The following is a 14103-nucleotide window of genomic DNA, read 5'->3' as shown; positions in this document are numbered from 1 at the left end:
GTGGCGCCATGAGAACGAAGAAGTGGCTGCTGCCCTGCGGCGTGCTCGCGGTGATCGCGATCGTCACGGCAGCGATCGTGGTCCTGCGTGGTGGCCCGGACAGCACACCCGCCGGGGACGATGTCGCGGCTGCCGTCGGGCAGTACCTGCGCACGTGGTCCGACGGCGACGACCGGCAGGCCGGTGCGCTGACCGATGATCCTCGTGGCGCCGGCGCGGCGCTCGCCGCCTCCCGGTCGGGTCTCGGGGCCGCCGCGGTCACGGCGACGCTCCAGGGCGTCAGCGGTGATTCCGCGCGCGTCCGTGTCAAGTGGACCCTGGGGCAGGGCCGGGTGTGGACCTATGACAACGTGCTGACCGTCGTCGCGGGCGACGGCGCGCCGCGCGTGCACTTCACCCCGGCGGCGATCCACCCCGAGCTCGGCGAGGGTGACCGGCTGGCCGTCCGTGCCGCCGCCACCGGGGTCGCCCTGGTGGACCGGGACGGCAAGCCGTTGCTGCGGTGGGGCGCCGGCGGCCCGGAGGCTGTCGAACCGTCGCTCGCGCCGTTGATCCTGCCCGGGCTCGGGCGCCTGCTCGCGGATGGCGGCACCGCCTGGGCCGTGTCGCGGGTCGACCGGCAGGGCCGGGAATAAGTGCTCCACCGCGCCGGGCAGCCGCCCGCCGCGCCGGTGAAAACCACGTTGAGCAGCACCGTGCAGCAGGCGGCGCAGGCGGCGGTGGACGGTGCGCCGGGGCCCGCGATGCTGGTCGCGATCCAGGCGTCCACCGGGGACATCCTGGCCGTGGCGCAGAACGCGCAGGTCACCGACGGCAACCCGCTGACCGGCCTGTACGCCCCGGGTTCCACGTTCAAGATCGCCACCGTGACCGCGGCGCTGGAACGGGGACTCGCTCGCGCGGACGAGCAACTGCCGTGCCCGGCGACCGTACGGATCGGGCAGCGGACCATCCCCAACGAGGACCTGTTCGCCTTCCCCTCGCTGCCGTTGCACTCGGCGTTCGCGCACTCGTGCAACACGACCTTCGCGCAGCTGGCTTCGCGGCTGCCCGCGGACGGGCTGGCCGAGGCGGCCGGGCGGCTGGGCCTGAACGCCGACTTCACCATCCCGGGCATCACCACCGAGGCGGGCAAGGTGGTTCCCGCGACCGGCTCGGCCGATCAGGTCGAGTCGGCGATCGGCCAGGGCTCGGTGCAGGCCAGCCCGTTCGGGCTCGCGTTGATGGCGGCGACTGTCGCCTCGGGTGAATCCGTGACGCCGCAACTGGTTCGCGACCGCCCCACGACGGTCAACGAGGGTTACACCGCTCCGCCCCGGGAGGTGATCGCCGAGCTGCGGACGATGATGCGGGAGGTCGTCACCGGCGGGACCGCGACCGGCCTGCGGGCGAGCGGAACCGTGCACGGCAAGACGGGCACGGCGCAGTACGGCGACGGCAGCCAGGCGAACGGCTGGTTCGTGGGCTACCAGGGGGACGTCGCGTTCTCGGCGCTGACGCTCGCGACCAACTCGTCGAAGCCCGCCGTCGCACTGTCCGCGGCGTTCCTGAACCGCCTGCCTTGACCGCCGTGCGGCCGGAAAGATCCGCTTCGCGCCCTGTTCACCCTGGCGACCGGCCCCATCCACCGGCGGTGGCTAGACAGGGTCGGTGCCGGAGAAGGGAAAACCGATGAAACGACTGCTGTTGCTGTTCTTCGCCGTGGTGGTGGCCGGGGGCGCGCTGCCGGCGGCCGCGGCGCCGCGGGTGCAGCCGCTCGAGCACGCCCACGCCCACAACGACTACGAGCACGACCGCCCGCTGGCGGACGCCCTCGACCACGGCTTCACCTCGGTCGAGGCCGACGTGTGGCTGGTGGACGGCGAGCTGCGAGTGGCGCACGACCTGGTCGACGCGCGGCCCGGCCGCACCCTGACCAGCCTGTACCTGAAGCCGCTCGCCGAGCGGGTGCACGCGGGCGGCGGCCGGGTCTACCCGCGGTGGCGCGAGTCGTTCCAGCTGCTGATCGACATCAAGAGCGACGGCCCGTCGACGTACCAGGCGGTGGACGCGGCGCTGCGCGAGTTCCGGTTCATGCTCACGCAGTGGACCAACGGGCACGAGCGGAGCGGCGCGGTCGAAGTGGTCATCAGCGGCAACCGGCCGCGTGCGGACATGCTGGCGCAGCGCAGCCGGCTGGCGGGCTACGACGGACGGCTGGCCGACCTGGGCACCGGCACGCCGGCCGGTTTCATGCCGCTGGTGAGCGACAACTGGACCAACGCCTTCACGTGGCAGGGCGTGGGCCCGATGCCGGCGGCGGAGCGCGCGAAGCTGCACGGGATCGTCGCGCAGGCGCACGAGGCCGGCTACCGAATCCGCTTCTGGGCGACACCCGACACGGCGGGCGCCGCGCGGGAGGCGATCTGGCGGGAGCTGCTGGCGGCCGGGGTGGACCACATCAACACCGACGACCTGGCCGGGCTGCGGGATTTCCTGTTGGCGAACGACCCGGCCGAACGCGCCGCGGCTTGATCTGAGCTGTTTCACCGTCGGGAAGGTGATAGCTGAGTGCGGGCGGCGGTTTCGTCTAGCCGCGGCCAGTGCTGCCGTGAATGGCCCGGGCGGCGCAGCCGGATTTCCAGGTGGGTGGGGCGGGGCGGGGCGGGGCGTCCCATCATCGCCGCGTGGGAACCTCACCGCCCACTGCGACCCGGCCGAGCGCCACGCGGCTTGATCCGGTTGGTGAGGGCGGCGTGAGCCGCCCTCACCAACCGCCAGGAACTACGCCGCCGGGTCGAACGGGATCCCCGCCGGCTTGGCTTTGGCCAGGTTGCTCGCGAAAGCGCTGTCCTTGATCGCGAAGCTCGCGGACCCGAAGTCGGCCGTCATGAGGCGGTCGCGGAGGCCCGCCGGGTAGTTGTCCCAGCTCACCAGGTCCGGGTACTGCCACGTGCCGTAGTGGTTTTCCGGCGTCTCGGTCATCCCCGCGAGCCGGAAGCAGTGCGTGCTCGCGCCGTCCTTGTGGTACACGACCTTCGCGTGCGTGCCCTCCCAGCCGACCTGCGCGCGCGGGTAGGTGGAGTACTCGCCGTGCGCGGACACCGACACGTACTCAGCCTGGCCGTTGCTCACCCAGACCACCACGTGCTCGATGTCGTGCCGGTGCCCGCAGCAGTCGATGCCCGGCACCGCCTGGTCCTTCTCGAAATACAGGTCGTAGACGTAGGCGCACCAGCCGTTGTCGCACTTCGACCGCGAGTACGAGTTGGTGTTGTCCAAATCGGACTGGTCGTGGCAGTTGCCGTTCAGGGCGCCGGAGTTGTTGAGACCCGGGTTGAGCGTGCCGTCCGGGCCGATGGCGGGCGTCGGGTAGCAGCCGTCGCCGTCGTAGTCGAACCCCCGGCTGTGGATCAATTCCCGGTACTTTCCCACGAGATCGCCGAGGGAAAGGAGTGCTTACGGACCGCTCCCAAGGTGCGCTACTCTCCAGTAGGTAGCTGCTTCCAACGGAGGAAGACCATGCGTGCTCGCGCGTTCCTGCTCGGTGCCCTCATGCTCGCCGCCACCCCGACGGCGGCCACCGCCGAGCCGGGCCTGCAGGAGGTCCTGCTCGTCGGCAACAACTGGGCGGGCACGGCCGACGTCCTCGCCTCGACCGGGGACTTCCACCGCATCGGGCGGATCGACGTCGTCCCGGACAAGGACGAGCGGCTGCGCGAGATCTACCTCAACCCGGTCCGGCTCGCGTTCTTCCTGGGCATCCGCGAGACCGTGGGGGAGGGGCACGACCAGTTCGTCGACGACATGTACTCGACCCCCGACGGCTCGGCGATCGTGGTGTCCCGCCCCAGTTTCGCCGACGTGGTCTCGATCGACACCGGCACCGGCGCGATCAACTGGCGCTTCCCGGTCTCCGGTTTCCGCGCCGACCACATGGCCGTCTCGCCGGACGGGCTGCGGGTCGCGGTGTCGGCGTCCACCAGCAACCGCGTGCACGTGCTGGACATCCGCACCGGCGCGGAACTCGGCTCGTTCGCCACCGGGGACAAGCCTCACGAAAACGTTTTCTCCGCCGACGGCCGGTACCTGTGGAACATGTCGATCGGCGAGGTCAACAACGACCTCGACGCCCCGTTCCTGGACCCGCTGAAGGGCGATCGCCGCATCACCGTGGTCGACGCCACGACGTTCCAGCAGGTGCGGATCATCGACATGCGGCCGCGGCTGGACGCCTTCGGGACCGACCACTCCGACGCCGTGCGCCCGGTCGCGTTCAGCCCGGACGAGTCGGTGCTCTACTTCCAGGTGTCGTTCTTCAACGGCTTCTTCGAGTACGACGTGCCCGGCGACCGGATCACGCGCGTGAAGACGCTGCCGGAGAACCCGGCGACCAGCGACGACCGCACCACGTTCGTCAACGACTCGCGCCACCACGGCCTGTCGATGAACCCCGCGGGCACGAAGCTGTGCGTGGCGGGCACGATGGACGACTACGCGACGGTGGTCGACCGCGCCACCCTGCGGGAGGGCCCGCTGGTGACGGCGAGCAAGCCGTACTGGGCCACGGTCAGCGGCGACGGCGCCGCGTGCGTCATCTCCGAGAGCGGGACCGACCAGGTGACCGCGATCGACTTCGCGACCGGGCAGAAGATCACGTCCGTGCCGGTGGGCGACCACCCGCAGCGGGTGCGGCTGGCCCACCTCCCGGCAGGATGGACCGGGGCTCTGACCGGTCAGGTCTTCTTGCGGCGCGCGGTGGCCGAGCGCGGGGGAGCGGCGCGCATCCGCTCGCGCACCCCGCTCAGGATGCCGCTCAGCGTGGTGAGGTCCCGCCGGGACAGCCCCTCGAACAGCATCGTGCGCACCACGTCGACGTGGCCGGGCAGGACGCGGTTCACCATGTCCCGGCCGGCGTCGGTGATCGTCACCGTCACGCTGCGCTCGTCGTCCTGGGACTGGCGGCGCGTGACCAGCCCGGCCTTGTCCAGCAGCCCGGCCTGGTAGGTCAGCCCGCTGCGGCTGTAGACGACCCCGTCGGCCAGGTCGGTCATCCGCTGGCTGCCGCCGGGGGAGTTCGCGAGCCGGGCGAGGATCTGGAACTGCACCCAGCTCAGCGGCCCGCTCGCGCGCAGCTGCTGCTCCACCGCGTGCTGCAGGAGGCTGCTCACCTCCATCAGCGCGAAGTACGCGTCCAGCTGCTCGGAGTCGAGTGCGTCGTCGGTCACGGCGGGGATTCTACTTGCTTCGACTTCGAAGCGCGCTGACTCCTGCGGCACACCGGCGCGGACCAGCGCGTCCACGCCGTTGAAGCCGGTGCCCGCGACCCGCACCAGCACCTGGCCCGGCCCGAGATCAGGCGGCGGGCACCGGCTCGGCGGGCTCCTCCCGGGGAGCCGCCCTGCGGTTCCTGGTCCGGCGCCGGACCAGGAACACGACCACCGCGAGTCCACACAGGACGACCACCAGCGGCACCCACGGGACGGCCCACCCGTGCGCGGTGACCGCCATGGCGGGCAGCACCGCCGTCGAACCGGCCGCGTCGGTCAGCAGCGGGGTGAGCGTGACGCTGCCGGTCAGCCACACCGCGGGCACCGCACCGTGCACCGGCACCGAGACCGGCCACTTCTCGCCGGGCAGCAGGGACGGCGTGTCGGCGACCGGATCCGCCGCGCGGGCCCAGCTGCCGAACGGGCCGGACACCGACGCCGACTGCCGCGCCGCGACGATCGCGTTCCCCGTGTTCTGGACCGTGTAGGTCAGCACCGCGTCGCCGCCCGAGTAGTCCACCCGGACGTCCTCGGCGGACACCCCGGGCGTCAGCGCGCCCCCGACGCGCAGCCGGATCCGGATGCCCACCCGGCGCTCCACGCCGTCCTGGACCAGCGACGTCACGATGCCGCCCATCCGGTCGCCCGGCGTCGCGCCGGCGGGCACCGCCAGTGTGAACGGCACTTCGCTCGAGTGTCCGGGTTGGATGGTCACCGCGCCGGACGCCGGCGACACCCATGCCCCGACACCCGTCGACGCGGTGTCCCGGGTGACGAGGTCGAGCTTGCCCTGCGTGGTGGTGAACGCGTCGGCGGCGTAGACGGCCAGATCGAGCGGCCCGCTGCCGTTGTTGGTGACGACCAGGCCGTCCGTGAGCTGCTCGCCCGGGTTCAGGGTGTAGTTGTAGTTCACCCGGTCCGAGCCGAACTCGCCGTCGGCTGTTGCCACCGACCAGGGCACGTCGTCCTGCGCCGTGGCGGGAACCGCGCCCGTCAGCACGGCGAACAGCGCGGCCGCCGCCACGGCGGCCGCTCGAAGGGTCAGCATGGGACAGTCCTAACCGGAGAGGGCGGGCGCTCGGAAAGCGCCCGCCCGGCGGGAAACTCAGCTCAGTGCGGTGACGGTGGCCTTGCCGTCCCTCGGCTCCTGGCCGACCCAGTCGGGCCTGCCGGGCTTGCCGTGGCCGTGACCCCGGTCGCCGGTGGTGTGGATGACCACCTTGTCGACGAGCGAGCCGACCGGCCGCGCGGGCGTCGCGCCACTGTCCGGCCCGCACCACGACACCCGGCCCAGCTCCACCGCGGCGTTCGGCGCCGCGCAGGTGCCGCTGCGCACGTTCTCGACCACGAGCTTGTCGTCGCGCACCTGCACCTTCACGTAGGTGCGGACGTGCTCCTGGTTCTCCACCGAGTTGGCCCAGTGGTTGTCCGGGTTCAGCGGGTCCGGGCCGTAGCCCGGGTCCTTGCCGGGGTCCGGGTCGGTCAGGTCGTAGTACTTCGAGCCGGACGCCGAGTTCGCCGTCACGTAGATGACGCCGCCAGGGCCCTGGACCACCTGCGTCGCGCCCGGCTGCTCGGCCGGGTTCGCCTTCTGCCCGTTCTTGATCTCGTAGCTGCGCGAGTAGCTGTGGTCGTGGCCCTGCAGGACCAGGTCGACCCCGAGGTTGGAGAACGCGGTGGGGAAGTCCTGGCGGCGCTGCTGGTTGTCGGCGTCGTCGGCGTGGTCGGCAGGCGAGTAGATCGAGTGGTGGTAGACGAGCACGATGTGCTTGGCGTCCTTGCCGTGCTTGTTGACCACGTCGGTGACGTAGTCGATGTGCGCCTCGTCCGAACCGGCGGCGTAGGCGTTGCTGTTCAGGTCGACGAACAGCACGTCCTTGTAGATGTACCAGTAGTCACCGCCGGAGCGCGCCGCGGCGTCACCGTTGTAGAACGGCGCGGAGCGGTCCGTGTTCGGGGTCCAGAAGTGCTGCTCGTAGGCCTTGCCGCCGACGTCGTGGTTGCCGATCGTCGCGGCCCACGGGTACTGGCGCAGCTTGTCGGAGGCGAGGAACGCGTCCCACTGCGTCTCGTTGTTCGCCGACTCGACCTGGTCGCCGCCGGAGACGAGCAGCTCGGCGTCCGGGTTCGCGGTCAGTGCCACGTTCAGCGTGTCCGCCCAGCCCGCGCCGTCGCGAGCGGTGTCGCCGGACGAGCCGATCTGCGGGTCGCCGAAGAACAGGAAGTCGAAGTCGCCCTTGAACTTCTGCGTGCGGAACGTGTAGACGGGCGACCAGCCGCCCTCGGTGCCCACGCGGTAGGCGTACTCGGTGTTCTGCTTCAGGCCGTCGATGGTGGCGTGCCCGTTGAAGCCGCCGTTGACCGTGTTCGCCGCGACGGTGGCCGGGAACGTGGTGGCGTTGCGGGGGAATTGCCCGTTGCGCACCTTCGACGCCGGGGCGACCTGCACGACCTGGGCGGTGTTCGCCGAGGTGTACCAGCTCACGACACGCTGCGATTCGGTGGCGCCGACGCCCAGGACGATCCCGGCCGGCTTGGCGGTTTCGGCGGCGCCGGCCGTGGTGACCAGACTGCTGCCGAAGACCACCGTGACGCCGAGGACCGCCGCGGCGGCGCCGCGGGCCACGCGACGCCGATCGCCCGATCTGGAGTTTTTCATCAGTTCCGTCCGTTTCGGATTCGACGGGGTTGGGAAGATCGACTGGAGCGTCGTCCGCCTCCGTGTGCCGCAGGTGAACGGAACCGGTCGCACCGGTGTCCGGTCCTCGAAGAACATGAGGTCACAGACCGGAAATCCGCTCGCCGAACCACAAAAGCCCCATCACCGTCACGCCCGCGGCGATCGCCCCGGTGGCCCAGCGGCCGACGACCGGCGAGCGGCGGCGCAGCAGCGCCAGCAACGGGAAGGCGACGGCGATGATCGCCAGCTGCACCACCTCGATGCCGACGTTGAACACCAGCAGCGACCACAGCAGCGGCCACGACCACGCCTGCTCGATGCCCAGCGCACCGGCGAAACCCAGCCCGTGCACGAGTCCGAAGCAGAACGTCACCCCGAGCCGCGCCCAGCCGGTGCGGTCCAGCGCGAAGCGGCCGGACGCCTCCAGGTCGATCGCGTCCGCGCCGCGCCGCCACCAGCGCCACAACGGCCAGGCGGCGACGATCGCGATCGACAACGCGATCGCCGGCTCGACGAACGCGTCCGGCAGCCGCACGGCCCCGAGCGCGGCGAGGATGAACGTGATCGAGTGGGCGAGCGTGAACGTGGTGGCCGCCAGCACGATCTCCCGCGGACGGCGGGAACCGGCGATCAGCGCCAGCAGGAACAGGATGTGGTCGATCCCGGTGAGCAGGTGCTCGGCGCCCAGCCGGAAGAACTCCCAGAACCGCCGCGCCCCGGACTGTTCCGTGGAGAACGACGGGTGCGCGGCGTCCAGCGCGGCGCTGCCCGAGGTCAGGTCCAGGTCGTAGGTCACGATCGTCTTGGTGCCGCGGACGTAGCCCTCGGCGTCGGGAAACAGTCCACTCCGGACCTCGTGCACCGTCGACACCGGACACCGGACATCCAGGACGAGACGGGCGTACGGGACGCCTTCCCGTTCCTCCATGGTGAATCCGCCGTCCTGCACCGGGGTGCACGCGCTGCCCTGCGCGGTCACGGCGAAGCGCTCCGCCACGTACTTCAGTACGGTGCCGGCGTGCGCGTCCAGCGCGGCGGCCTGCGCGACGGGGTCGCGGGCCTCGAACGCCGCGGTGCCCTGGCGGAACAGCGGGTCGTCGTCCTCGTAGTCGGCGGCGGAGACGACCAGCAGGTCGTACTCGAGTCCCAGTTCGACGCGGACGTGCCCAGGGCCGGGCGAGGTGAGCCCGGCGTAGACGGTCGAGGTGAAACCGTGCGCGGCGGCGGGCGCGGCGGTCAGGACGAGAGCCACGGCCGCGGCGGCGAAAGCGAAAGCGGCGCGTCTGAGGGGGCGGGACATGCCCGCACATTGCTCGCCGGAGGTGAACGGCCGACGGCTGCCGGGCGAACAGGCGGCGGACGGATCCCGACGACAGCCGCCGCGCCGCCGGTGATCGGGTAGGAATGAGACATCCCCTGTCCCCGTGGAGGAAGATTCCCGTGCGCGTTCCCGCTGCCGGTGCGATCGCCGCGATCGCCGTGCTGCTGAGCGGATGCGGCCCGGCCGACGACTGGTCCGGACCACACGCGGCGCCCGGTGCGGTCGGGACGCTCGCGCCCGGCTTCGTGACCGCGCCGCCCACCCCGGAGGCGACGATCACCCCGAGCCCCGGCTCGTGGGACGGCGTGCACCCGGCGCCCGGCTACCGCGTCGTCCTGCTCACCGCGGGGGACGACGCGCCGACGAAGACGCTCGCCGACGCCGTGACCGCGTGGGCGGAGGCGGAAGACGTCAGCCTGAAGACGGTCACGGCCACCGGACCGGACGACTACGTGCCGGGCATCGGCCGGGCGATGGACCTGAAGCCGGACCTGATCATCGCGGCGGGCAACGGCCTCGTCGACCCGCTCGCGCTGGTCACCGCCAACCACCTGGACCAGCAGTTCCTGGTGCTCGGCGCCGAACTGGCCGAGCCGACGGAGAACGTGACGGCGGCGAACTGGCCCGGCGCCTCCTTCCGCGGCGAAGGCCTGGACATGTCCTCCTCCTTCGACGCGGCGTCGTTCACGCCCGCCCGGGCCGCTGCCGCGGTCAGGGCGGGCGTGGCGAGCGTGCTCAACCACCTGACGGGCATCGTCGTCCGGCTCCCGTAGGGTCACCGCCGCAGGTCGGCCACCCGGTCCAGCCAGCCCAGCTTGTGCGGGTTGTTGATCCCGTAGATGCGGGTGATCCGGCCGTCCTCGACGACGAGGCTCAGCGCGGCGGCGGAGCCCGACACGTCGAGCCGGACGCCCGGCATGCCGTTGACCCAGGTCGCGCTCGCGGTGAAGCCGGTGAGCTCCGCGGCGCGCGCGAGCAGCGCCGCGACCCGCTCGGCGCCGACGACCGGCTTGCGCGCGGCGGGCACCACGCCGCCGCCGTCGGAGATCACGACCACGTCCGGGGCGAGCACGTCGACCAGGCCCTGCACGTCGCCGTTGGACACGGCGGCCAGGAAGCGCTCCACGGCCGCCTCCTGCTGCGCCCGGTCGACCTGCATGCGCGGCCGCCGCGCGGCGACGTGCTCGCGGGCGCGGTGCGCGATCTGCCGCACCGCGGACGTGCTCTTGCCGAGCGCCTCGGCGATCTCGCCGTAAGGCACGTCGAACACGTCGTGCAGCACGAACACCGCGCGCTCGGCCGGCCCCAGCGTCTCCAGGACGGTGAGCATCGCGATCGACACGTTCTCCGCGAGCTCCACGTCCTCGGCCACGTCGGGGGTGGTCAGCAGCGGTTCGGGCAGCCACTCGCCGATGTAGTCCTCGCGCCGCCGGGACACCGAGCGGAGCCGGTTCAGCGCCTGCCGCGTCACCACCCGGACCAGGTAGGCCCGCGGGTCCCGCACCTCCGCCTGGTCCACGTCGGCCCAGCGCAGCCAGGTCTCCTGCACGACGTCCTCGGCGTCGGCCGCGGAGCCGAGCATCTCGTAGGCCACGGTGAACAGCAGGCTGCGGTGGCTGACGAACGGGTCGGTCAACGTTCCTCCTCTGGTCGTTGCCCATGCAGACACCGGCCGCCGCCCGGATGTGACATCACCGGTCCCGCCAGCCGCGCTGCCCGTCCGCGATGATGTCCGGCTCCGTTCAGTCGTCGCTCACCCTAATGAGCACCTCCGACTACAGCACCACCCGCACGATCGACGCCCCGGTCGGGAAGGCTGGCGACGCTCGCCGTGGACGGCGGCAGGTCCCGCTCTAACGGCGGGCCCGCTGACCGCGACCTAGGAGCATGGACGACGCCGACCGGTGGCGGGCCGTCGACACCCAGCGCGTGGCGATCGCGGACCTGCTGGACGACCTGACCGACGACGAATGGGCCCACCCGTCGCTGTGCGAGGGGTGGACGGTGCGGGACGTCGCGGCGCACCTGGCGAGCCAGTACCGGATCCGGTTGCGGGACGCGCTGGCCGGGGCGATCCGGGCGCGCGGCAACATCGACCGCGCGATCCACGACGCCGCCTGCGCCTACCGCAAGCCCGCGCCCGAGCTGGTGGCCGAGATCCGGGACCTGGCCGGGTTCCGCCGCATCCCGCCCGGCATCGGCCTGGAGGAGGTGCTGATCGACATCCTTGTCCACGGCCTGGACATCGCACTGCCGCTGGGCCGTCCCCTCGCCGTGCCGCCGGACGCCGCCGCGCACGTCGCGCAGCGGTTGTGGGACAAGCCGCGCTTGTTCCACGCGCGCCGGCACTTCGGCGGCCGTCACTACCGGGCCACCGACACCGGCTGGTCGGCGGGCGACGGCCCCGAGGTGAGCGGCCCGGCGTGGGCGATCATGCTGCTGTTCGCCGGGCGCCCGGCCGCGCGGGCGCACCTCACCGGCCTGCGGTAGTCAGCCGGTGACGTCGAGCGCGGCGCGGACGATGCTGTCGCTGTCCAGGCCGTGGTGCCGGTAGACGTCTTCGAGCGAGCCGGACTGGCCGAAGCCCGTCACGCCGAGCGCCGTCGTCCGGACGCGGTTGATCGTGGCGAGGAACGCCAGCGTGTGCGGGTGCCCGTCGAGGACGGTCACCAGCGGAGCGGCGCGGTCGGCGGGGAAGACGGCGTCCAGGATCCAGGTGTCGGCCCGCTCGTGGCCCTGCCGGGCGCGGACCGCGCGGTGGAGCAGGTCGGGGCTGGTCACGCACACGACGTCGGCGGGCACGCCGATCTGGTCCAGCCGGGCCGCGGCGTCGAGGGCCTCGGGGACGAGCGCGCCCATCACGGCGATGGTGACGGCCGCGGCGTCCGCGCGGCGCAGCGGATACGCGCCGGCGACGACCTGGCGGCGGCGCCGTTCGCGGGCGGCCGGGTCCGCAGGCACATCGGCGAGGGTCTGGTCGACCGGGCGGGTGGACAGCCGCAGGTAGGCCGAGCTGCCGCCGGGCTTGCCGAGCTGGGCCATGGCCGCGAGCAGCGTCCACTCGGCGTCGATCGCGAACGCGGGCTCGTAGGTGAGGCAGCCGGGTTGTTCCAGTCCGATCGACGGGGTCTTGATGGACTGGTGCGCGCCGCCCTCGGGGGCGAGGGTCACGCCGGACGGGGTGCCGATGAGGATGGACTGGCCGCCGGCGTAGATGCCGTAGGACCACGGTTCGAGCGCGCGCTCGACGAAGGGGTCGTAGAGCACCCCGATGGGCAGCAGCGGCTGGCCCCAGCGGCTCCAGGTGGCGCCGAGCTCGCCGAGCAGGCCGACGAGGTTGGTCTCGGCGATGCCCAGTTCGATGTGCTGACCGGTCGGCCGTTCCCGCCAGTGCAGGATGGTTTCGCTGTCGTCGGCGAACCAGTCCGGCCGTTCCTGCACAGACCAGACGCCGACCTTGTTGACCCAGCCGCCCAGGTTGGTGGTGGAGCTGACGTCGGGGCTGACCGTGACGACGCGGCGGGCGGTGTCCGGCGCTTCGCGCGTGAGGTCGAGCAGTGCGCGGCCCAGCGCGGCCTGGGTGGTCGCGGTGCCGGTGGGGGTGCGGCCGAAGTCTGACGGCACCGCCGGGGGCGTCGCGGCCGGGATTTCCGGGCGGCGCAGGCGTTTCGCGGTGGCCCGGCACAGCTGTTGTTCGGGGCTGCCGTCGGCGAAGGCGCGCCAGGGGTCGTCGAGGTCGGTGCCCAGCCGCTCGGCGAGTTCCCGCATCTGGGCGTCGGTGAGCAGGGCGGAGTGGTTCTGCGGGTGGCCCTTGGTGGCCAGGCCGTGGCCCTTGATCGTGTAGGCGAAGACGACGGTCGGGCGGGTGTCGTCGATCGCCGCGAAGGCCTGGTCGAGCGCGGTGAGGTCGTGGCCGCCGAGGTTGGCGATCGCGTCGGTGAGGGTGGTGTCGTCGAGCTCGTCGAGCAGGGCCGTGATGGCGGGACTGTCGCCGGGGAGGCGGCGGCGCAGTTCGGCGGCGTCGCAGCGCAGCAGGCGCTGGTACTCCGGGTTGGTCATGGCGTCGATGCGCTGCCGCAGTTCCGCGCCGCCGGGGCGGGTGAACAGTTCTTCCAGCAGGCGGCCGTACTTGAGGACGATGACCTGCCAGCCCGCGGCGGCGAACATGCCCTGCAGCTTGTCGGCGGCGATGTTCGGCACGACGCGGTCCAGGGACTGGCGGTTGAGGTCGACGATCCAGACGATCTCGCCGAGCTCGGCCACGCCGGGGTCGAGGACGGCCTCCCACACCGCGCCCTCGTCCAGTTCGGCGTCGCCGACCAGCGAGTACTGGCGGCCGGTGCCCGCGCCGCCGAACTTCGTGTCGACATAGCGCCGGGAGACCGCGCCCCAGATCGGGGCGGTGGCGCCGATGCCGACCGAGCCGGTCGAGTAGTCGGCCGGGTCGGGATCCTTGGTGCGGCTGGGATAGCTCTGCAGCCCGCCGAACTCGCGCAGCCGCGGCAGGTAGGACGCGTCCAGCTCGCCGAGCAGGTGGTTGATCGCGTGCAGCACCGGCGAGGCGTGCGGCTTGACCGAGACGCGGTCGGCCGGGCGGAGGTGGTTGAACCACAGGGCGGTCATGATCGAGACCATCGACGCCGACGACGCCTGGTGGCCGCCGACCTTCAGCCCGGACGGGTTCGGCCGCACGCGGTTGGCGTGGTGGATGATCGCGCTGGACAGCCACAGCACCCGGTCCTCGACCGCGCGCAGCACGTCGATGGCGGGCGGGGAGACGGCGGGCTCGGTCATCGGTTCGTCCTTGATCCGGGGTGCAGGTTGCTCACAGTGAAACAACCTGCTGAACTGAT

Annotated in this window: 12 protein-coding genes and 1 pseudogene; 6 read left to right on the top strand and 7 right to left on the bottom strand. The window is 72.1% G+C overall.

Translation table 11 applies throughout. The annotated features are described in order from the left end of the window. Positions 1–8: 8 nt before the first annotated feature. The 3 genes from AMYTH_RS50330 (at position 9) to AMYTH_RS0115790 (ending at position 2514) form a co-directional block, all read left to right on the top strand. A complete protein-coding gene (locus tag AMYTH_RS50330; RefSeq protein WP_228684799.1) occupies positions 9–635 on the top strand; it encodes an NTF2-like N-terminal transpeptidase domain-containing protein in 627 nt (208 codons plus the stop codon). A 48-nt stretch (positions 636–683) separates the two neighbouring features. Beyond that, a complete protein-coding gene (locus tag AMYTH_RS50325) occupies positions 684–1565 on the top strand; it encodes a penicillin-binding transpeptidase domain-containing protein (protein ID WP_228684797.1) in 882 nt (293 codons plus the stop codon). 106 nt (positions 1566–1671) lie between these two features. Continuing rightward, positions 1672–2514 carry a phosphatidylinositol-specific phospholipase C/glycerophosphodiester phosphodiesterase family protein gene (locus AMYTH_RS0115790; RefSeq protein WP_027931144.1) on the top strand — a complete coding sequence of 281 codons (843 nt, stop codon included), beginning with the start codon at positions 1672–1674 and terminating at the stop codon, positions 2512–2514. Positions 2515–2763: 249 nt separating this feature from the next. Here AMYTH_RS0115790 and AMYTH_RS44965 read toward each other — a convergent pair whose 3' ends face one another. Next, complete coding sequence (locus tag AMYTH_RS44965; protein ID WP_228684795.1) at positions 2764–3396, bottom strand: NPP1 family protein; 633 nt, start codon at positions 3394–3396, stop codon at positions 2764–2766. A gap of 105 nt (positions 3397–3501) precedes the next feature. Here AMYTH_RS44965 and AMYTH_RS44960 point away from each other — a divergent pair. Beyond that, a pseudogene (locus tag AMYTH_RS44960) lies at positions 3502–4707 on the top strand (YncE family protein); the annotation flags it as partial. An 8-nt stretch (positions 4708–4715) separates the two neighbouring features. Here the strand turns inward: AMYTH_RS44960 and AMYTH_RS0115775 are convergent. The 4 genes from AMYTH_RS0115775 to AMYTH_RS0115760 all read right to left on the bottom strand — a co-directional run bounded on the left by AMYTH_RS0115775 (position 4716) and on the right by AMYTH_RS0115760 (position 9229). Beyond that, positions 4716–5207: a MarR family winged helix-turn-helix transcriptional regulator gene (locus tag AMYTH_RS0115775; RefSeq protein WP_157360614.1), complete on the bottom strand. Its 492-nt coding sequence runs from the start codon at positions 5205–5207 to the stop codon at positions 4716–4718. A 127-nt stretch (positions 5208–5334) separates the two neighbouring features. Continuing rightward, positions 5335–6297, bottom strand: coding sequence for a WxL protein peptidoglycan domain-containing protein (locus AMYTH_RS0115770; RefSeq protein WP_027931142.1), 963 nt, complete (start codon positions 6295–6297; stop codon positions 5335–5337). Positions 6298–6354: 57 nt separating this feature from the next. After that, the gene (locus tag AMYTH_RS44955) at positions 6355–7908 is read right to left on the bottom strand and encodes a purple acid phosphatase family protein (RefSeq protein ID WP_228684794.1); all 1554 of its coding nucleotides are present in this window, start codon (positions 7906–7908) and stop codon (positions 6355–6357) included. Positions 7909–8029: 121 nt separating this feature from the next. Further along, positions 8030–9229 carry a HupE/UreJ family protein gene (locus AMYTH_RS0115760; protein WP_027931141.1) on the bottom strand — a complete coding sequence of 400 codons (1200 nt, stop codon included), beginning with the start codon at positions 9227–9229 and terminating at the stop codon, positions 8030–8032. A 140-nt stretch (positions 9230–9369) separates the two neighbouring features. Between AMYTH_RS0115760 and AMYTH_RS0115755 the strand changes: the two genes are divergently transcribed. Beyond that, complete coding sequence (locus AMYTH_RS0115755; RefSeq protein WP_027931140.1) at positions 9370–10023, top strand: type 1 periplasmic-binding domain-containing protein; 654 nt, start codon at positions 9370–9372, stop codon at positions 10021–10023. A gap of 2 nt (positions 10024–10025) precedes the next feature. Here AMYTH_RS0115755 and AMYTH_RS0115750 read toward each other — a convergent pair whose 3' ends face one another. Further along, positions 10026–10886: an RNA polymerase sigma-70 factor gene (locus AMYTH_RS0115750; protein ID WP_027931139.1), complete on the bottom strand. Its 861-nt coding sequence runs from the start codon at positions 10884–10886 to the stop codon at positions 10026–10028. Between the two features lie 251 nt (positions 10887–11137). Here AMYTH_RS0115750 and AMYTH_RS0115740 point away from each other — a divergent pair, with 251 nt between their 5' ends. Continuing rightward, positions 11138–11740, top strand: coding sequence for a maleylpyruvate isomerase family mycothiol-dependent enzyme (locus tag AMYTH_RS0115740; protein WP_027931138.1), 603 nt, complete (start codon positions 11138–11140; stop codon positions 11738–11740). Here AMYTH_RS0115740 and AMYTH_RS0115735 read toward each other — a convergent pair whose 3' ends face one another. Further along, positions 11741–14044 (bottom strand): transketolase-like TK C-terminal-containing protein, encoded by a 2304-nt coding sequence (locus tag AMYTH_RS0115735; RefSeq protein WP_027931137.1) that lies wholly within the window; start codon positions 14042–14044, stop codon positions 11741–11743. Positions 14045–14103 lie beyond the last annotated feature (59 nt).

It is taken from the genome of Amycolatopsis thermoflava N1165 (assembly GCF_000473265.1).
In the GTDB taxonomy this organism is placed as follows: Bacteria; Actinomycetota; Actinomycetes; order Mycobacteriales; family Pseudonocardiaceae; genus Amycolatopsis_E; species Amycolatopsis_E thermoflava.
Note: the sequence above shows the minus strand (reverse complement) of the source record. Positions and strands in the feature narration are given on the sequence as shown.

Excerpts from the sequence above, each read along its gene's own strand:
- AMYTH_RS50330 (WP_228684799.1), top strand. The coding sequence starts at position 9 with ATGAGAACGAAGAAGTGGCTGCTGCCCTGCGGCGTGCTCGCGGTGATC.
- AMYTH_RS0115735 (WP_027931137.1), bottom strand. The coding sequence starts at position 14,044 with ATGACCGAGCCCGCCGTCTCCCCGCCCGCCATCGACGTGCTGCGCGCG.
- AMYTH_RS0115770 (WP_027931142.1), bottom strand. The coding sequence starts at position 6,297 with ATGCTGACCCTTCGAGCGGCCGCCGTGGCGGCGGCCGCGCTGTTCGCC.
- AMYTH_RS44955 (WP_228684794.1), bottom strand. The coding sequence starts at position 7,908 with ATGAAAAACTCCAGATCGGGCGATCGGCGTCGCGTGGCCCGCGGCGCC.
- AMYTH_RS0115740 (WP_027931138.1), top strand. The coding sequence starts at position 11,138 with ATGGACGACGCCGACCGGTGGCGGGCCGTCGACACCCAGCGCGTGGCG.
- AMYTH_RS0115760 (WP_027931141.1), bottom strand. The coding sequence starts at position 9,229 with ATGTCCCGCCCCCTCAGACGCGCCGCTTTCGCTTTCGCCGCCGCGGCC.
- AMYTH_RS0115790 (WP_027931144.1), top strand. The coding sequence starts at position 1,672 with ATGAAACGACTGCTGTTGCTGTTCTTCGCCGTGGTGGTGGCCGGGGGC.